This window comes from Salegentibacter mishustinae, from assembly GCF_002900095.1.
Taxonomy (GTDB): Bacteria; Bacteroidota; Bacteroidia; order Flavobacteriales; family Flavobacteriaceae; genus Salegentibacter; species Salegentibacter mishustinae.
Map to the genome: position 1 here is coordinate 375,017 of NZ_LLKN01000002.1, position 19,577 is coordinate 394,593.

Annotated in this window: 15 protein-coding genes and 1 tRNA gene; 5 read left to right on the forward strand and 11 right to left on the reverse strand. The window is 37.5% G+C overall.

The genetic code is table 11. From position 1 onward, the window contains the following. Positions 1 to 21 precede the first annotated feature (21 nt). From APB85_RS04640 to APB85_RS04650, 3 genes are all read left to right on the forward strand, one after another. Positions 22 to 471, forward strand: coding sequence for a nucleoside deaminase (locus tag APB85_RS04640; protein WP_057481041.1), 450 nt, complete (start codon positions 22 to 24; stop codon positions 469 to 471). 128 nt (positions 472 to 599) lie between these two features. Continuing rightward, positions 600 to 4,190 carry a hypothetical protein gene (locus tag APB85_RS04645; RefSeq protein ID WP_057481040.1) on the forward strand — a complete coding sequence of 1,197 codons (3,591 nt, stop codon included), beginning with the start codon at positions 600 to 602 and terminating at the stop codon, positions 4,188 to 4,190. 202 nt (positions 4,191 to 4,392) lie between these two features. Continuing rightward, a complete protein-coding gene (locus APB85_RS04650; protein WP_229792227.1) occupies positions 4,393 to 5,622 on the forward strand; it encodes a hypothetical protein in 1,230 nt (409 codons plus the stop codon). A gap of 37 nt (positions 5,623 to 5,659) precedes the next feature. On the opposite strand, the gene APB85_RS04655 is transcribed toward APB85_RS04650, so the two are convergent. The 4 genes from APB85_RS04655 to APB85_RS04670 all read right to left on the reverse strand — a co-directional run bounded on the left by APB85_RS04655 (position 5,660) and on the right by APB85_RS04670 (position 9,184). Then, positions 5,660 to 6,130, reverse strand: a complete 471-nt coding sequence (locus APB85_RS04655) for a hemerythrin domain-containing protein (protein WP_057481039.1) — start codon at positions 6,128 to 6,130, stop codon at positions 5,660 to 5,662. Between the two features lie 27 nt (positions 6,131 to 6,157). Further along, the gene (locus APB85_RS04660) at positions 6,158 to 6,529 is read right to left on the reverse strand and encodes a VOC family protein (protein WP_057481038.1); all 372 of its coding nucleotides are present in this window, start codon (positions 6,527 to 6,529) and stop codon (positions 6,158 to 6,160) included. A 170-nt stretch (positions 6,530 to 6,699) separates the two neighbouring features. Further along, positions 6,700 to 8,841, reverse strand: a complete 2,142-nt coding sequence (locus APB85_RS04665; RefSeq protein ID WP_057481037.1) for a glycoside hydrolase family 97 protein — start codon at positions 8,839 to 8,841, stop codon at positions 6,700 to 6,702. A gap of 82 nt (positions 8,842 to 8,923) precedes the next feature. Beyond that, the gene (locus APB85_RS04670; protein WP_057481036.1) at positions 8,924 to 9,184 is read right to left on the reverse strand and encodes a hypothetical protein; all 261 of its coding nucleotides are present in this window, start codon (positions 9,182 to 9,184) and stop codon (positions 8,924 to 8,926) included. 521 nt (positions 9,185 to 9,705) lie between these two features. Between APB85_RS04670 and APB85_RS04675 the strand changes: the two genes are divergently transcribed. Beyond that, positions 9,706 to 10,311: a DUF998 domain-containing protein gene (locus APB85_RS04675; protein WP_057481035.1), complete on the forward strand. Its 606-nt coding sequence runs from the start codon at positions 9,706 to 9,708 to the stop codon at positions 10,309 to 10,311. A 67-nt stretch (positions 10,312 to 10,378) separates the two neighbouring features. On the opposite strand, the gene lpdA is transcribed toward APB85_RS04675, so the two are convergent. The 7 genes from lpdA to APB85_RS04710 all read right to left on the reverse strand — a co-directional run bounded on the left by lpdA (position 10,379) and on the right by APB85_RS04710 (position 18,925). Further along, positions 10,379 to 11,788, reverse strand: coding sequence for a dihydrolipoyl dehydrogenase (lpdA, locus tag APB85_RS04680; RefSeq protein WP_057481034.1), 1,410 nt, complete (start codon positions 11,786 to 11,788; stop codon positions 10,379 to 10,381). A gap of 17 nt (positions 11,789 to 11,805) precedes the next feature. After that, a complete protein-coding gene (locus APB85_RS04685; protein WP_057481033.1) occupies positions 11,806 to 13,191 on the reverse strand; it encodes a 2-oxo acid dehydrogenase subunit E2 in 1,386 nt (461 codons plus the stop codon). Positions 13,192 to 13,202: 11 nt separating this feature from the next. Continuing rightward, positions 13,203 to 15,866, reverse strand: a complete 2,664-nt coding sequence (aceE, locus tag APB85_RS04690; RefSeq protein WP_057481032.1) for a pyruvate dehydrogenase (acetyl-transferring), homodimeric type — start codon at positions 15,864 to 15,866, stop codon at positions 13,203 to 13,205. Positions 15,867 to 16,123: 257 nt separating this feature from the next. After that, positions 16,124 to 16,798, reverse strand: a complete 675-nt coding sequence (locus tag APB85_RS04695) for a hypothetical protein (RefSeq protein WP_057481031.1) — start codon at positions 16,796 to 16,798, stop codon at positions 16,124 to 16,126. Positions 16,799 to 16,898: 100 nt separating this feature from the next. Next, on the reverse strand, positions 16,899 to 17,912 hold the full coding sequence (locus APB85_RS04700; protein ID WP_057481030.1) for an acyl-CoA dehydrogenase family protein: 1,014 nt from the start codon (positions 17,910 to 17,912) through the stop codon (positions 16,899 to 16,901). 51 nt (positions 17,913 to 17,963) lie between these two features. Beyond that, positions 17,964 to 18,569 (reverse strand): nicotinamide riboside transporter PnuC, encoded by a 606-nt coding sequence (pnuC, locus tag APB85_RS04705; RefSeq protein WP_057481029.1) that lies wholly within the window; start codon positions 18,567 to 18,569, stop codon positions 17,964 to 17,966. Positions 18,570 to 18,853: 284 nt separating this feature from the next. Further along, positions 18,854 to 18,925, reverse strand: a tRNA-Arg gene (locus APB85_RS04710). 292 nt (positions 18,926 to 19,217) lie between these two features. Between APB85_RS04710 and APB85_RS04715 the strand changes: the two genes are divergently transcribed. Next, positions 19,218 to 19,520: a hypothetical protein gene (locus APB85_RS04715; protein ID WP_057481028.1), complete on the forward strand. Its 303-nt coding sequence runs from the start codon at positions 19,218 to 19,220 to the stop codon at positions 19,518 to 19,520. The last annotated feature ends 57 nt before the right edge of the window (positions 19,521 to 19,577 follow it).

Genomic DNA, 19,577 nt, shown 5'->3' on the forward strand with positions numbered 1-19,577 from the left:
CCGCAGAAATATTAATCTTCAATGCTACAGCCTTACAACGACGAATATTTTATGCGAAAAGCCCTGGAAGAAGCCGAAAAAGCTTTTGAAAGAGGTGAGATTCCTGTAGGTGTTGTTGTAGTGATCAATAATCAAATTATTGCGCGCGGTCATAATCTCACCGAAACCCTTAACGATATTACCGCTCACGCTGAAATGCAGGCCATAACTGCTGCGGCCAGTTTTCTTGGCGGGAAATATCTAAAGGATTGCAGCATGTACGTTAGCCTGGAACCCTGCCAAATGTGTGCCGGCGCTTTATACTGGAGCCAGATCTCGAAACTTATTTTTGCTGCAGAAGACGAGCAACGCGGTTATCGTAAAACCGGGGTTAAACTTCATCCTAAAACCGAAGTAAAATCCGGTATTCTGGCAGAAGAAGCTTCCTCTCTATTGAAGCGTTTCTTTATTGAAAGAAGAAACCTGAACTAAGTAAACCTTCCGTTAACGTTAAAGACTTGCTAACACCAAGTGTTATAATGCGTTAAAAGCTATTGCTAAACGACATTTTTTTTCAAAAATTTGACATTCTATAAAAATAATTTTCGTTTTACGCTTATATGGGAAATATTCACAAATTTTTAAAACTTACACTTCTTTTCTTATTTACAGGAATAACGGCAACTGCGCAGGTTACTCCCGGCAAAGAAGAACCTAAATCCCTGGAACATACTTTTTATGTTGCAGGAAATATTGGAAACGATCTTACCGGTGAAGGTCAAAAAATCCTAAAAGCTATTGTAGAAGCTTCTAAAAAAGATAAGGAAGCAACGCTTTTAGTGCCAGGGAATTTTCTTCCGCCTAAAGGCTTTGCTAAGAACGAAAACGAGCGTGAGACCCAGAAACAATTTCTGCAAAAAAATTTACTAAATGCCGTTCAGGAATTTAATGGAACCGTAGTTTTTACTCCCGGGCAAAACGAATGGACAAAACAGGGACAGAACGCAATAGATGATCTGGAATCTTTTCTTCAGGATAACCAGTCTAACACAGAAGTTTGGCCAGATGATGGTTGCCCTATAGAAAGTGAAGAAATCTCCCCAGAGGTAATTCTGGTAACTGTAGACACCCAATGGTATTTAGAAAACTGGGACGAACACCCAAATATGAACGCTAAATGTGATATAAAAACCAGGGAACGCTTTTTTGCAGAGTTTAAAGATGATATTAAAGATGCACACGGAAAAACTATCATTGTATCTATGCAACACCCGGTAATGAGCAATTCAAAAAGATCTTTTACCGAAAAGATTGGAGGTTTTTCTCCACAGGATTATCAAAATAAAGAGCATAGGTATTTGCGAGGTAGGTTAGAAACTCTGGCCAGCCAGTTTGATAATGTGGTGTTTGTTTCAGGAAAAGATCAAAATCTTCAATTTTTAGAAGACGACGGTATTCCACAAATTATAAGCGGAAGTGCCGGAAAGCCCGAAAAACTTAGCATTAGGAAAGAAAATGAACACTTTGGGACTACTAAAAGTGGTTATGCTAAATTAAAACTCTATAAAAATAACCAAACGCTGGTTGAATTCTTCACTATAGAAAATAACGAAAATCCCATTTTCAGCAAAACGATTAAAAGCGACGAACCTAACTGGGATGAAATTGATTTTAAAACAAAAGAGGAAATTGGGGATACCATTAGTGCTTCTATTTACACCGAAGAAGAAACTGATAAATCGGGCTTATATAAATCGCTTTTTGGAGATTTTTACAGGGACGTTTATAGTACAAAAATAAAAGCTCCTGTACTATTTCTTGATACGTTAGACGGTAACCTTGAACCGCTAAAAGAAGGTGGTGGTATGCAATCGCGTTCCCTGCGATTTATTGCAGACGACAAAAACGAATTCACCATACGCGCACTAAAGAAAAGCGCTACCCGTTTCCTCCAATCTGCAGCTATAAAAGATCATTATATAAAGGATTATATAGAAAATACAGTAGCACAACGCTATGCTTTAGATCTCTTTACCACGGCGCATCCTTATGCTCGATACTCTTTAAAACACATTAACGACTTACTTGAAATAAATGCCGGTAAACCACAAATATTCTATATCCCAAAGCAAAAAGCGCTCGGACTGAATAATGATGAATATGGAAATGAACTTTATATGCTTGAAGCTCATGTAGGTGATGAAAATAAAGAATTTGAAAAATTTGGTTCCCCTGAAGATATCATTAGTACTCGAGATCTTTTAGCAGAATTAAGAGAGTCTAAAAATATAAAGGCAGATGAAGAAAAATTTATAAAAAATCGATTGGTAGATATGCTAATTGGTGATTGGGATAGGCATTATGACCAATGGAGATGGGCCTTGCATACTCAAAGCGATGGCACCAAATTTTACAAACCAATCCCAAGGGATAGGGACTTTGCATTCCCAAATTACGACGGTTTTATTCCAGACTTAGTGAAACTGGGCTTGCCAATTGTGAGAAAAATGGAAACCTACGACGATAACGTAGATAACGTAAAATGGTTTAACCTTTCTGGTTATCCTTTAGACCAGCGATTGTTGAAAACTTCTGATTGGGAAGATTGGCAGGAGCAGGTAGAATTTATTCAATCTCAACTTACCAACGAAGAAATAGAAACTGCTTTTGAAGCTTTGCCCGAAGCAGTTCAGGATGAAACCATAGAAGATATTAAAGCACACCTTAAGGCCAGGAGAGATAATTTAGGCGACATTGCTCAGCGGTATTACAACTACCTCCAGGAATTCCAGGTATTCTCCGGAACCGAGGAAGATGATGTTTTTAATATTGTAAGAAAAGAAAACGGTATTACTGCTATAGAGATGATTAATGAGGATGGAAAAAAAGTCTTCAGTAAATCTTATAATTCTGAAGCTACCGATGAGATTTGGGTCTACGGGCTTGATGGTGATGATACTTTTAAAGTTACCGCGGATGGAGAAAATCTTATTAGAATAAATGTTATTGGCGGGGAAGAAAATGACATTTACGATTTTGAAAATACTCGACAAATTAAGTTGTACGATCATAAAAGCAAGGAAAACACCATTACAAATCCAAAGTCTAAAAAATGGTTGGTAGATGATTACGAGATCAACACCTACGACCCAGATAAGCGCAAGCAAAGTGAGAATAAAATTATGCCTCATGTAGACTATAATGGTGACGAAGGACTTTCCCTTGGGCTAAAAGACACCTACACAACTTACGGGTTAACTAATAATCCGTTTAACACACAACATAGTTTTGATGCTTCTTACTATTTTGCCACAAATGGCTTCGAGGTAGGCTACAGGGGTGAGTTCGCACATATTTTTTATAACTGGAACCTTGGAATAGATGCTCGTTATACTAGCCCTAATTTTGCTTTAAACTACTTTGGTAAAGGCATAGAATCAGAAAATTTACGAGACAGTTTTGGGCGTGATTATAACCGTGTAAGGATCGAGCAATGGGAGTTTGCACCATCACTTATTTGGCGGGGAAAATCTGGCGGAAGCTTTTACGTAAAGCCAATGATACAATCTAAGGAAGTATCTTATGACGAAGAACGTTTTATAGCCGATGCTTTTTCTGAAGAGAACGACCTTTTTAATCAGCAGCTTTATGCCGGTGGGGAATTAAACTATCATTATGAGAACAGGGATAACCCGGCATATCCTGCTCGCGGATTTGAAGCAGATATTACCACGGGTTACAAAACTAATATTGACGAATACAATAATGAATTCGCCTATATAAGTCCGTCTCTAGCCATAGATTATCCATTACACGAAAGCGGAATCGCTGTTCTGGCCACCAAAATAGGTGGAAAAGTTATTTTTGGTGATAATTACGAATATTACGATGGAGCCATTCTTGGGGGAAATTCAGATTTAAGAGCCTACCGATGGGAACGTTTTAATGGGAAACAATCTTTCTACCATTCTACCGATCTTAGAGTTGGGCTAAGCCGATTTAAAACGAATTTCATTCCGTTGCAAATTGGGGTAAGCGCAGGCTTCGATTACGGTCGTGTGTGGGCTGAAGGTTCCACTTCAGAACAATGGCGAAATAATTATGGTGGATCTATCTGGATTAATGGCTTTAGCGCTTTTACCGCAAACACAGGATATTATTATGGTGACGATGGGGGAAGATTAACCTTCACTTTCGGGTTCAAATTCTAAAAAAATACTACTTTTTTCCACACACCTGTGGAAACACTATTGTGGAAAACAAATAGTTTTAAACTTAAAGAAATTATTAATTCAAGTAATATTTAGCGTAAAACACTAAAATTCAGTTAATTATTAACGCTAAACCCTAAGCTATTATAATTTAAGATTTTAGGTAAGGAAATTGGATTTAAGGAGATAAATAGATATAAAAATGTCTCCAGATATAAACCTTATTCATAACCTGTTGCAAGCGATAATGCTTATTCCGTTTTTGCACCTGTTGAATCAATATATTTTTAAAAAGATTAGTGAAAAGCACGATTTTTTCTCAGCCAACCTGATGAATAAATTGTTCTATTACCACCTAATCTTTGCCGGAATTTATTATACCTATGCGTTCTTTAACCCATCCGATTCTAAAAGGTATTTTAGAGTACCGGGGAAAGAAGGTAAAACCTGGGACGGCTTTTTAGAAACCGGTACTTCCTTTATAGATTTTATCTCCTATCCGTTTATTAATTTCTTCGGATTCAGTTACGAAATGATGATGCTGCTTTTTAGCTGGATTGGCTTTATGGGCTTTGTTTACGCCTATTTATTTTTCAAAGAAAACATTGCGATAAATATCAAAATATTCAAAAAAATAGATTTTTTAGTACTGATTCTTTTCCTACCCAATATGCACTTCTGGACGGCTTCTTTAGGCAAAGGCGCACCTATTTTTCTGGGATTAATGTTATTTGCTTATGCACTTAGAAAACCCAAAAACAGGATTATTAGCTTAAGCCTGGGATCACTCCTGGTATTCGCCATTAGACCACATATGTTCTTATTACTGGCCGGTGCAGGGATGTTGAGTATATTTATAAATAAGAACCAGATAAGCTTAAAGCAAAAAGCCATTTTCGTGGGGGCCATTACAGGCGTTTTATTGCTTTTTCACAAGCAAATTCTTGAAGTAGTAAACCTTGGAAATTCTCAAAACTTAATCGCCGATTTTCTTTCTTTTACCGAAAACAGGGCGAAAGATTTGGATAATGCGACTTCAGGAGTACCAATGACTGACTACTCAATTATTGAAAAGTTCTTTACGTTTTGGTTTAGACCTTTATTTTTTGATGCGCCGGGAATTCTTGGAGTGATCGTATCTATAGAGAATTTTATCTATTTACTGTTGTTCGGAAAGTTGTTTAAAAAGAGCTTCTTTGGATTTCTAAAAACAGCACCGGGACACGTAAAACTAAGCCTGATCTTATTTTTCACCACCTCTTTCGCAATGACTTTTGTAATGTCTAACCTGGGAATAATTTTAAGACAGAAATCTATGATCATGTATTTCTTGTTTTTTGTGATTTATTATTTCCTGGCTTACGAAAAAGACACCGTTTTCAGATTAAAACAAGAGGTGACTGGAAGAAAACCATTGGCAAGAGCTGCCTAATTGTTCATTAATGTCATGCGGACTTTAATGCTGAAAGTTATTCCCAGAATTCATCTTCCCAAAGGCCACAGGAAATTTCTTTCTCGTGGTGTTCCTGAATATGCTGAAGTTCTTCGGTTGAAGCTACTTCCTGGATTTTATTAAAAAGCACCCGCTCTTCAAACCTGATATGGCCTTCCAGATCATTCTGAATCTTTTCCAATGTAAGCGCTATTTCATTCTTCTGAAGAAATAATGAGGCAAGATGCTCGTGCTCTTCCAGCGCCTGTTTTACCAAATCATTTTCAGCACCCAAAACTGGAAAAACATATTTTTCTTCAATTTTAAAATGCTCTTCTAACTGGTTTTCCCAAAACCAATCGGTATAATTTTTAATTCGCTGCGGTTCGATTCCTTTTTCAATACCTTTTCTAATATTCCAGCATAACAAAAGGCTTTGGTGGTGCTCCCTGCTTAGCGGCTGAATGGCTTTATGCCTTTTTATAGGTTTGCCTTTTGGTGGTATCATAATATGAAAAGTTGAAATAACAAAGATTTATACGTGCTGATCTACCAAAATTGCATTGCCATCAGGATCTAAAACCACGAAACTTCCGGGACCCGAAGTATTTTCATCGGCTTCGCTTTCAAAACTCACTCCTTCCTCTTTTAAATTTTTCTGAATTTCCCTAACATCATCAAATTCATCTAACTTATTGGCACTGGCATCCCAGCCCGGATTAAAAGTGAGAATATTATTTTCGAACATCCCCTGAAACAAACCAATTAAGGAATCTCCATTCTTCATAATAAAATAATTCTTTTCAAAATCTCCGGCAAAAACCCGGAACCCCAGCTTTTCATAAAACGCCTTTGAAGCCTTAAGATCTTTCACGCTAAGACTTACTGAAAATGCACCTAATTTCATAATTCTTGTTTTTAAATTATTCTGATAACTAAAGCTAAGCTTCCTTGATAAAGCTATAAATTATTTCTTGATTTATAATAAAATAAAACCCCCGCCAAATTGACGAGGGTTTCATATTATTGAAGCTTTTGCAGTATACAATCTACATTATACAGTAATACATTTTTTAATTACAGCTTTTCAAGATCTTTTACTTCATCTTTGCTGGCTTCCATAATGCTTATCGCATAACCTCCACCGGGAGCAGATTTTTGTGAGAGTTCAGACTTGCTGTTCACCCTATATTTCTTGATCTCATAGGCCTGCGGATTATCTTTATAATGCGCATCTTCAGCATCGGCATATACAGTAGCGATATAAGTTTTCCCTTTTTCAAGGAAATCAAATTCAATTTCAGAAGTTCTTGGGGTAAGTCCGTTTACATTACCTACAAACCAGTTATTTCCATTCTTTTCTTTTCGGGCAATCGTAATATAATCTCCCGGCTCGGCTTCCAGGTAAACACTTTTTTCCCAATCTATAGCTACATCTTTTATAAACTGAAATGCATCCAGAAACTGCTCATAATGCTTAGGCAAATCGGCCACCATTTGTAAAGGCGAATACATTGTTACATACAAAGCCAATTGATTTGCCAGCGTGCTATTTACGTGAGAATTATTTTCTGGATTCAGTTTACTGATATCCATTTCAAAAATTCCTGGAGTGTAATCCATTGGCCCGCCAATTAAACGTGTAAAAGGTAAAACGGTAACGTGATTTGGTTTATTTCCGCCGAAGGCCTGGTATTCAGTTCCACGAGCCGATTCATTGGCGATAAGGTTTGGCCAGGTTCTGGCAATTCCGGTTGGTCTAACAGCTTCGTGCGCGTTGATCATAATCTCATATTCCGCAGCTTTTTCGAGGGCATATTGATAGTGATTAACAATCCACTGGCTATAATGATTTTCCCCTCTCGGAAGAATATCGCCTACATAACCGGTTTTAACCGCATTATAATTATTGGCTTTCATGAATTGGTAAGCCGTATCTAAATGCCTTTCGTAATTTCTAACCGAAGCCGAAGTTTCGTGGTGCATAATCATTTCCACGTCTTTACTTTTGGCGTATTTTCTAATTTCATCTACATCAAAATCTGGATAAGGCGTAACAAAATCGAACACATAATCTTTAGAATTTCCAAACCAATCTTCCCAGCCTACATTCCAGCCTTCAACCAGTAAGCCGTCAAAACCGTGTTCTGATGCAAAATCTATATATCTTTTTACGTTCTCGGTATTTGCGGCGTGGGTCCCATTAGGTTCAGCAGCTTCAAAATCGGTTTCACCAAGTTTTACTGCAGCAAATTCATCGGTATAATCCCAGGAGCTCATTCCTGTGATCATTTCCCACCAAACGCCCATATATTTCATGGGCTTAATCCAGGAAGTATCTTCAATCTTACTGGGTTCATTTAGGTTATAAGTGATTCTTGAGGAAAGAATATCTTTTGCCTCATCACTTACAATTATTGTTCTCCATGGCGTTTTTCCGGGAGCGATCATATAGGCTTTATCCCCATTTACATCAGGTGTCAACCAGGATTCAAAAACCATAGTTTCATCGTCCAGGTTTAAGTGCATTGCGGGATAATCCAGTAAAGCGGCTTCGTGTAAATTAATATACAGGCCGTCTTCGGTTTTAAGCATCAAAGAAGTTTGCACTCCTGTGGGTGAGAATGATTTTTGAGAAACATTGGCGGTTACCGCCTCTGCCATCAAGCCTCTTATTTCTGAAAGTTTACTTTCGGTATAATCGTATTCCTGGGTATCATAATCGCCGGCAATCCAAAAAGCAGTGTGATCTCCGGTCATGGCGAATTCGGTCTTTTCATCTGAAATTACGAAATGCCCGAGCTTGGAGTCCTGCGGAAATTCATACCTAAACCCGAGTCCGTCGTTAAATAGACGAAAGCGTAAAACCAATTTACGCTCTGACTCTTCCTGATCTAAATGAACTACAAGTTCATTATAATGATTTTCAATCTCACTTTCTTCACCCCAAACCGGTGTCCAGGTTTCGTTAAAAGTAGATTTTTCGGTGTTTTCTATGCTGAAATTAGCGGTAAGAGGTTTCCCTTCTTTTAACTCTAAGCCAAGCTTACTGTTTTCAATAATAGTTTGTCCTTCAAACTCCAGGTTATAAACCGGAGTACCATCTTCCTGAAGAGAGAAATTCATCTCCAGGTCTCCATTTGGAGATTCCAGGCTTTGTGCATGGATACTTCCAAAAACAGCCAGGCATAGCAGGCTTAATATTAATCTACTTTTCATAAAATCTACTTTTGTTTATGTGAGAATTCACAAAAGTAAGGTTTTATGTTTTTCGAGGAAATTAAAGGTTCTGAAACTATTCTTAAGAAGCTAACATTTTGAAAAGCTCTTCGTCAATCTTAGCATTTTCATTTCGGTGATACTTGTTCAGCAAATTTGCTATTAATTCGCCTATCGCATCCTGGCGATCTTCAGATTTATTCATAAACTGGATTTTTCCCCACCCACGAATATCGCAAACCATTAAACCTTTGGCGTCCCAAATTGTTTGTTGCTTCGCATCGTAATGCACAGGAAACTTTAAGGTATCCAAAGCTAAATTGTTCTTTTCACTTAAATTCATAATCAATTTTTTACAATTATTTTTATGCAAAATTAGACGGAACCATCGTGAGATATGTTATTTAAAAATTAAGGCTTAGCCCTTGGTTTTTAAGCAAATGTTAAGTTGAATTCTAATGCTTTCTCATAATAAAAACTTAGTATTTACTTGACCTTCGTTTAACTTAAATAGAACTGAACTGATCTATTTTTGCTATATATATTTGGGTTACAAAGGGGGCAATTCTGAAATGAAAGTCAATCCCCCTTTTTTTATGGCATATTTTTTAAGGTTCTAAATCGCTTAAAACAATCCTAACTGCAACTTATCAGCTTATAAACTCCCATTAAGCAAATATTCTGTTCCAGGGAATTTATTAACTTTACTCCATAATCGAGATTAAATGAGCTGTACCAAAACATCGGGATGCCTCGAAATCAAATTATATTTTTAAATAATAATGCTTCGCGAGCTTGCTCTGAGGTAGTTTACTTTATAGCCTATTCAAAGGCTTTCCAATTTCCGAATTAAAAAAATCATCTTTGAGTAAGAAATTCATTTACAAAACCTGTGGAGTTATTGGTATTTTAGGCTGTGTAGCTGTATTGGCAACCGATCTTATTGGAATTGCACTCCATGAAGCACATAATCCCATTAAAAACACGATTAGCATGTTGGCCATAGGTAAATATGGATGGATCCAGGATTTGGGATTAGATATTTTGGCTATTGGTTTTCTTGCGCTTGCCATTGGATTTTATAGCTGGAAAAGCTCCGGCACAAAATGGATTATAGGCCTCATTATACTTGTTCTAATAAGCGTAGACCTCATCTTAATCGCTGAACATAACCAGTATGCCGGAAGACCGGGTGATAAAATACATCGCAAGCTAGTTTATGCCCTGGCCCTTCTATTCCCCGCACTTGTTCTTCTAATAAGTTTTGATCTAAAATCATTAAAACCTTATCTTAAAAAATTCTCTTTTTGGATTGCAGGTTTATGGCTGGTTCTTGCGCCACTTTTACCTCTAGTGCCAGATTCTATAAATGGTGCCTACGAACGCTTGGTGTGCGCCCTGATCGTAATTTGGCTGGGTACAGTCTCTTATAATTTGATCTATGCTTATAGGAAGACTGAAAAAAGTTAATCCCGATAAATTCAACCTTAATTAATTAAGGAATATTTACTTTGAATTTTTCAAAAAATTCGAAACGTTACGACTTTTTATAATGCGTAGCACCTCCGTAAAATAACTCGGCGCTTTCCATTATAGTTTCTGAAAGAGTAGGATGCGGATGAATAGTTAGCGATAAATCACTGGCTGTACTTCCCATCTCAATTGCCAAAGCGATCTCCGGAATTAAACTTCCGGCATTTTTCCCGGCTACGGCGCCACCTAAAATCACTTCTGTTTCCTTATCTATTAAAAGCTTAGTCAAGCCTGTATTTTCCCCAATAGCAACAGCCCTTCCCGAAGCAGACCAGGGGAATTTTACAACTTTCACATTTTTATTTTTTTCTTTTACCTCTTCTTCAGTGAGACCACACCAGACGAGTTCGGGATTGGTAAATACAATTGCCGGAATTACCTTAGGATCGTAGGCAGCTCCTTTTTTCCCTGCTATCACTTCTGCAGCAATTCTGCCTTCGTGACTTGCTTTATGCGCCAACATAGGTTCTCCGGTAATATCTCCAATTGCAAAAATGTGCTCCAATTTTGTTCGGCGTTTATCATCTACTTCCAGGAATCCTTTTTTATTGGCCGAAATTCCCAGTGCTTTCAAACCCAGATTTTGTGTATTTGGCTTTCTACCAACAGCTACCAATACACAATCAAATTTTTTGCTCTGCTCTTCTTTCTTTCCTTTCAAAGAAACCTTCACTCCTTTTTTGGTGATCTTCACTTTCTCTACTTTAGTTTCAAAAAAGACATTTTTAAAAGCTTCACTTTTTTCAAAAACCTTAACCAGGTCTCGATCTGCCCCGGGTAAAAATCCCGGTGTCATTTCGGCTATAGAAACCTTTGTACCCAAAGCAGCATAAACGCTACCAAGTTCAAGGCCTATATAACCACCACCAACGACTAACATTTTTTTGGGTAATTCCTTAAGTTCCAATGCATCGGTAGCATCCCAAATTTTTTCATGGTCTATCTCCAGTTCTGGTAAGCCTACCGCAGAAGAACCAGTGGCAATAATCACTTTTTCAAAACTCAAACCTGAAGTTTTCCCTTTATTATCGGTCACTTCCAGCTCATTCTTGCCGGTAAATTTGGCCTTTCCCTGGATGTATTCAATATTCCTGGCTTTGCTTAATTGTCCTAAGCCTTCTGTAAGTTTTTTAACCACCTTCTCTTTCCAGCTTGCAACTTTTTTAATGTCAATTTTTGGCTCTTCAAATTTCATCCCCCATTTTGAAGCCTGCATAGCCTCTTCTTTGGTTTTTGCCAGGTGTAAAAGTGCCTTGGAAGGAATACAACCTCGATAAAGACAAACTCCACCGGGATTCACTTCAGGATCAATAAGCGTAACTTTTATTCCGAGATCTGCTGCGTGAAAAGCCGCAGCGTATCCTCCAGGACCGGCGCCAATAATCACGAGTTCTTTTTTATCTTTTTTTGCCATTATTTTTAAGATTTAGATTAGCCCAAAAGCGCTTCGTATGGGTCTTCCAGTGCTTTTACCAGCCAATTCATAAAACCAGCTCCATCTGCACCATCTATTAGACGATGATCGTAAGATAAACTAAGCGGAAGTATACTACGAGGTTCAAACTTACCATCTATATAAACCGGTTTGGTAGTTGCCCGGGAAATACCGAGAATCGCAACCTGCGGATGGTAGACGATGGGTGTAAAATTAGTACCTCCAATACCGCCAAGGTTCGAGATAGAAAAATTGCCTCCTTCCATATCTTCTTTAGATAGTTTTTGTTCCCGAGCTTTTTCTGCTATTTCTGAAATTTCTACCGAGAGATCCTTGATGCTTTTTTGATCTGCATTTTTAATTACCGGCACTAAAAGTCCCTCTTCTGTAGCCACTGCAATATTGATATTTACATATTTTTTAAGGATCATTTCTTCCTTATCCATATCTATACTCGCATTGAATGTTGGAAACTTATGCAAAGCTGTAGCCACAATCTTGGTAAGTATGGCTGTTAGTGTGAGTTTACCTCCGGCTTTTTCAACTTTCTCATTATGATCTTCTATATAGGTTTCTACTCCAGAAATATCAGCTTCTCCAAACTGAAACACATGCGGAATAGATTGCCAGGAAGCCAATACATTTTTGGCTGTGGTTTTTTTAATACTATTTAGTGGTTTAGTTTCTACCGCTCCCCACTTACTAAAATCGGGTAATTTAGCTTGGCCGGAACTGCTCTTTGTACTACCGCCTTCTTTGTACTTTTTAACATCTTTATCTGTAATTCTTCCACTTTCGCCGCTACCATTTATTTCTTTTAAATTCACGCCAAGTTCCCGAGCTAATCGCCTTACTCCAGGAGAAGCATAGACTTCGTTTGAAGATGCTTCATCGGTATCCTTATCTTTTTTAGACTTAGTGTCTTTATTTTTTTTCTTCTCATCTCCGTCCTTTTCATCCTCATTCTCATCATCTTCTTCCTGCTCGTCATCTTTTTCCTCAGACTTGGATTCGTCTTTTTTATTTTCTTCAGAATCGGAATCATCTTCGTTTCTTTCAGATTCTTCCTTTTTCTTTTTTGAAGTATCCTTTTCTTTATCTGTAGTTTCCTTTTCCTCTTTTTCTTCTGAATCCTCATCATCATCGTCATCTTTCAGGATAATGATAACATCGCCCACGTTCACTTCATCACCTTCGCTAACCTTTATTTCTTTAATTGTACCTCCTGAAGTAGCAGGAACTTCAGCCGTAGCTTTATCTGTTTCTACTGAAATCACCGACTGATCTTCTTCAATTTTATCTCCCTTAGAAACCAGGATTTCTGAAATAACAGCGGTCTCTACACCTTCAGATATTTGCGGAACTTTTATCTCTTTTGCCATAATTCAATTTTTTAAGCCGTTCTTGGATTGGTCTTTTGTGGATCTATATTTAATTTTTTAGCTGCTTTTTTCAATTCTTCCATGCTAATTTGATTTTGTTTAGCAAGGCCATATAAGGCTGCATAAGCAATATGTGAAGCATCGATCTCGAAGAAAGCACGCAGAGCTTCCCTATTATCACTCCTGCCGAACCCATCGGCACCCAAGCTAATAAGCTCATCGGGAAAATAGGAAGCAAGGCTTTCGGGAAGCGCCTTTACAAAATCTGAAGCGGCTACAAAAGTTCCCTGTTCACCTTGAAGTTGTTGTTCTATATAATTTTCTTCCTTATTCACCTGCCCTTTTAGACGGTTGCTACGTTCGGTATCAATAGCATTATCGTACAGATTTTTATAACTCGTAATACTCCAGATATCTGCACCCACATCAAATTTATCTTCCAAAATTTCAGCGGCTTCCAATACCTCTTTCATAATTGCACCGCTACCAAATAAATGCGCCTTCTTTTTCTTTTTACGTGTTTTAGATTTTCTGAATTTGTAAAGTCCGTTAATAATGGCTTCCCGATTCACATCATCCGGCATTTCGGGCATAGGATAGGTATCGTTACCTATGGTGATATAATAGAACAGGTCTTTGTTTTCTATATACATGGCCTTAATCCCTTCTTCTACAATAACAGCCAGTTCGTAAGCAAAAGCGGGATCATAAGCTTTTAAATTAGGAAACGCCAACGCGTATAAATGACTTTGACCATCCTGATGTTGTAAACCTTCTCCCGGAATACTGGTTCTCCCTGAAATACCGCCCATAAGAAAACCTTTTGCACCTGCATCTGCCGCAGCCCACATTAGATCGCCGGTTCTTTGAAAACCAAACATGGAATAGAAAAAATAAAACGGAATGGTATTGATACCATGGGTTAAGTAAGTAGTTCCTGCCGCAATAAATTCGGCCATACAACCAGATTCGGTAATCCCTTCTTCCATTATTGCGCCATTTTTGGCTTCCTTATAATAGAGCAAACTTTCTTCATCTACCGGATCATATTTTTGCCCATGCGGGGCGTATATTCCGGCTTGTCTAAAAAGAGATTCCATTCCAAAAGTTCGGGATTCATCGGGAATAATTGGTACGATCAATTTTCCTAAATTTTTATCCTTCATCAATTTGCTTAAGATCTGCACCATGGCCATAGTAGTAGCCACTTCATCTTCGCCCGATCCTTCTAAAAAACTTTCAAAGATTTTCACATCAGGAGCCTTTAATTTTGAGCTTCTGTCTTTTCGCTGCGGAATAAAACCACCAAGGTCTTTTCGTTTTTTCTCAATGTATTTTAACTCTTCACTATCTTCTTTTGGTTTTATAAATGGAATTTTTTCCAGGTCTTTATCTGAAACCGGCACCTTAAAAAAGTCTCTAAATTCTCCCAGCTGCTCTTTGTTGAATTTTTTGGTTTTATGCGAAACATTACTGGCCTCACCGGCACTGCCCTGGCCATAACCTTTAACGGTTTGAGCTAAAATAATACTGGGTTTTTCCTTTGTTTCTAATGCTACTTTATAGGCATTGTATATTTTTTCTGAATCGTGGCCACCACGCTTAAAATTCCCCAATTCTTCATCAGAATAATTTTCAACTAACTTCTTTAGGTCTTTATCACTTTCAAACAAATCTTTCCGCAAAAATTCTCCGTCGCTATAAGCGTATTTTTGAAGTTGTCCATCGGTAAGTTTGCCCAGTTTCTTGAGGAGTTTTCCGGTTTTATCCTTTTCAATAAGTTTATCCCATTGCTTTCCCCAAAGCAGTTTAATTACATTCCAGCCGGCACCTTTAAACAGACCTTCTAATTCCTGAATAAGCTTGGCATTACCACGCACAGGGCCATCTAAGCGTTGTAAATTACAATCTACCACAAAAATGAGATTATCCAGCTTATCTCTGGATGCGATATTAATAGCTCCCCGGGCTTCTACCTCGTCCATCTCACCATCGCCAATAAATGCCCAAACTTTACTATTGTCTTCGTCAATAAGTCCGCGATTGTGGAGGTATTTATTAAATCTAGCACGATAAATAGCCTGGATGGGACCCAGGCCCATTGAAACCGTTGGATTGCTCCAAAAATTGGGCATTAAATGTGGGTGCGGATAAGAAGTAAGGCCTTTTTCAGATTGTACTTCGTGGCGAAAATTTTCCAGATTCTTTTTTGTTAAGCGCCCCTCCATATAAGCTCTTGCATAAATCCCGGGAGAAGCGTGACCCTGGAAATAGATCTGGTCCTGTACATCATTTTCAATCTTAAAAAAATGATGAAAGCCCACTTCCCAAAGTTGGGCAATTGAGGCATATGTAGAAATATGCCCACCAATTCCTTCATCAGCTTTATTGGCTTTTACCACCATGGCCATAGCGTTCCACCTAATATAAGCCAGGATCTTTTCTTCCAGTTCTAAATCGCCGGGATAATCCTCCTCTTTGTTATGTGAAATAGTATTATGATAGGGTGTGGTTAGCGTCTCGGGAAGCATTACATCATGTTTTTTGGCTTCTTCCTGTAAGATCTTTAGTAGTTCCTCTGCTCTTTTTGTAGATTTATTTTCAATGATCCAGGTTAGCGAATCTATCCATTCCTGATTTTCCTGCTGGGTACTGTCTTTCTTACTATTGGCCATAAGTTATTTATTGATTTCAAAAGAGATGGTTGAAGTCTTGATGAACTATTAAAAAGGAAATAAACTCAAGCAAAATTTATTACTGAAGAGTTAATTCCAAATTCAATTTAAAAAATAACAGGTTTAACTTCAATTGATTAACATAAGATTATCTCCAGATGTTAAAAATTCGAAAGTAGGGCAGTCGTAAATCACCAGGTAAAAAAAAATGCCACCCGTTATCAGGCAGCATTTAGTATTCTAAATTTTTAATTCAGTTATTTATCTGAATCCTCTTCGTCCTCTATTTCCTTCTCCCATTCTGAAGCTATCACCTCTTCTTTTTTAATAAGGTTTCCGGAAGTTGTTATTTTGAAATGATCATTTTCTGAAACTTCTAAATTCCAGATAATATTTTCAGCCTCGGGAAATTCCGCATCTCCGTTCATTTGTTCTTCAAACAATCTTTTCACGATATTCCTGTCTGACAAGCCATCATTCAACAACCTCAACACCGATTTTTTGCTCAGTTTAGAATCAGCAGCCTCATTTACCGAAGTAATGGAACAATGAATAATTGTAGCGCTGGAACTCGGAAACTTGCCATTAAAAGCTTTAAAAAGTAATTGATTTACGTGGAATAAAGGAGCTTGCAATTCCATTTCAGGATATTCTTCACAAACTGTATCTATCAACATATCGTTGGAGATCTGCTCAATTTGTCCTTCAGAGAGTTGCTCTCCAAGCTTATATTCCAACACTAATTTTGCCGCTTCAGAAGGTTCAAAATCTGATATAGCCATAAATAATAGCTCTCTCAAATTTTCAGGATCAGAATCTTCAGCGTCTGGAAAATCGAATTTTTTGAGTAATTGAATATAATCTTCCTTCGTCCAATATTCCCTAACCTCATCTACATTACTTACTTTCTCTATGCTTATTTTATATTTCATCTTGATTTTTTATTCGGTTGTAAAACAGTATTATACCGTCTTTAGCATGATAATCATTTTCTACAACTTAATAGATGAAATTCCAGACTTTTAATCAATTTTATTTCGTGAATATATGATGCTGTGTTGCCGTAAAATAATCGCAGAAAATTTGGTTTAGTGGCTCATCATTTCTGCTTGCTTTTATTCCGAGATGAGGGAATATTTCAATCATATTCTTTGAAATGCTTTTTACTGAATTTGAAGCCACAGCATGGACTTCTGCAATATATTCTGAATTAATGTCCACGTTTGAATTGATCTTGCTTTCAATTTCTTTAGCGTACTCCACAACTTTTAGATTGGAAATGGAAAGATCATCATCTAAAGAATTCAGATTTTTATCGGGCTTAAGTTCGCGAGCACCGGCCAGGTAATGTTCTGCCATACCAATATAATTCACCCAAAGCGTAAGATCGGCAAATACCGAAAACGGAATTTTAAAGATATCTTGAAGCTGGTAAAATTCATTGTAGATAAAACTGAAGCGCTGAGGAACTAAAACATTTTCCACTTTAAAAGAATGGGTAGTCGAAGCTTTTAATCCCATACTATTCCAATCTTCGATGATTTCCACCTCTTCCCGGGGAAGCACAAACGAAAGTATTTTGGGCGACCCATCTTTGTTTTTTAATGGTTTACCATCTTCCTGTATTTCAGCATTCAATGTAAAATGCGTTAAATAATTTGCGCCTGTGGCATAACGCCAGGTTCCGGAAATTTTATAATCATCACCAATTTTTTCAGCTGTCCCAAAAACGCCACCGCTTCCGCCTAAAATAGTGGTTTTTGAATCTTGAAAGATCTCCTTCGCAGCTGCTGGTTCCAGGTTTCCTATAAAGTAATTGGCGCCACTACATAAAGTTACCGTCCAGCCCAGGCTACCATCAATTCTGGCCAGTTCCTGAAGTTTAGAAAGCCCTTCAGATAACGAGAATTCGAGTCCCCCATAATTTTTAGGCACCCATATATTCCAAAGGTTTTCTCGCTGGATCCAGCTTAAAACTTTTTCAGGAAAAAGGTTTTTCCCAAAACATAGTTTTTTCAGTTCTTGTTGCATCTGCTCTTCTATCATTACATAAAATTTAGATATTGAATGATCTGTTTTAATACTCCCAGATAAAATTTATTGGGCTGGAGCAAATTCCCCGTTATGATTTTTAATAATTTTTCGCCACTTAAAATATCCCGAAGTGCCTACTATAAACAGGAAGATCGTCAAACCGGCATATATGTATAATTCTTTGTAAATAAGTAAAGGAATGGAAATAGCATTGCTGATATTTAAAAAGATCCAGTTCTCCATTTTTCTTTTGGCCATAAGCCACATCCCGGCCCAGGCGAAAGCGCTCACCCCGGCATCCCAAAGAGGAACATCAGAATTAGTATGGAATCTAAGCCAGTAACTCATTCCTGTGAAACAAACCAAAACAATTCCGAGGGCCTTTAAATGCTCTAATTTACTGGAATATGAAATTGGGGTTTCTTCTTTCTCCTTCCCAAATTTCCAAAAAAACCATCCGTAAATACTCATCACCAGGTAATACAGGTTTAAAATGATATCGGCATAAAGTTTAGACTGGTAAAGTACCCAGAGGCTTATAAGAATAGAAACAATCCCAAATAAATAATTATCGATATTGTTTTTTCTTGCCAGTAAAACCTGAACCACTCCAAAAGTAGTTCCTATAGCTTGTAACCAGGTAAGTTGTGTAAAGAAGTCCTCTATCATTGCGTTCAAATTTTACAATGAAATGAGGTGATGAAGTAGCTAAAAGTTGCAGAAATACAACCTCAACTTAGAAAATCCCTACGCCGGCATTATCCGGATCAGGTTCAGAGTAAATTACATCGATGCAAAAAAACATTTTTAGAAAATGAATCTTAATTCGAGTAAAAACTCCCGGGTATCATCTCAGCCTGCCGTATAGCAAGCACCCCATTTCTAGCACAAAGCTATGATTTATTTGTGAGGATCTTAAAATTTCTTGAGGGTTTTAATAAATGCATAAAAAGTAGCCTCGCCAGGAATCGAACCTGGATCTAAAGTTTAGGAAACTTCTATTCTATCCGTTGAACTACGAGGCCAAAATGTAAAAACCTTTTATTATTATAGATCCAAAATTAGGACCCCGACACTGCGGGGCTATTCTATCCCTCAAAAAAGGTCAATATTTAAAAGCTTACTTTGAGAACCCACATCTTAGGTTTAGGATCCCGAAGCTTCGGGACTATTCTATCCGTTGAACTACGAGGCCTTGTAAGCGCAACAAAAATAATAATGTTTTCAGAAATTCATCATATTATAACTTAAAACTTCAGGCAGTTTCCCGGCTTTTATTAACTTTAATTCGATTGTATATTTTCAAAATAAAATTTTATGAAAGTCTTTTTTCTAAGCCTGTTTACCGGTCTCATTTTTTTTGCTGCTACCTGTGACAGGGAAAAAACACAAGAACAAATGCAAATTACCGGAACTATAGAAAGCCAGGGGATTACTTCTTATCAATATGGCACCCACGTTTTGAATTCAGAAGATGATTTCTATGCTTTAAAAAGTGAAAAATTGAATCTGGACCAATTTATAGGTAAAGAAGTCAAAGTTTCCGGATCAAAAATAGAAGGTTACCCAGTAGATGGTGGCCCCGATTATATTCTGGTTACAGAAGTGAAAGAGCAGTAGACTACTTTGTCTTCCCAGATGATGTAAACTATTGTAGAAAATTAATTCAGTAGAGTT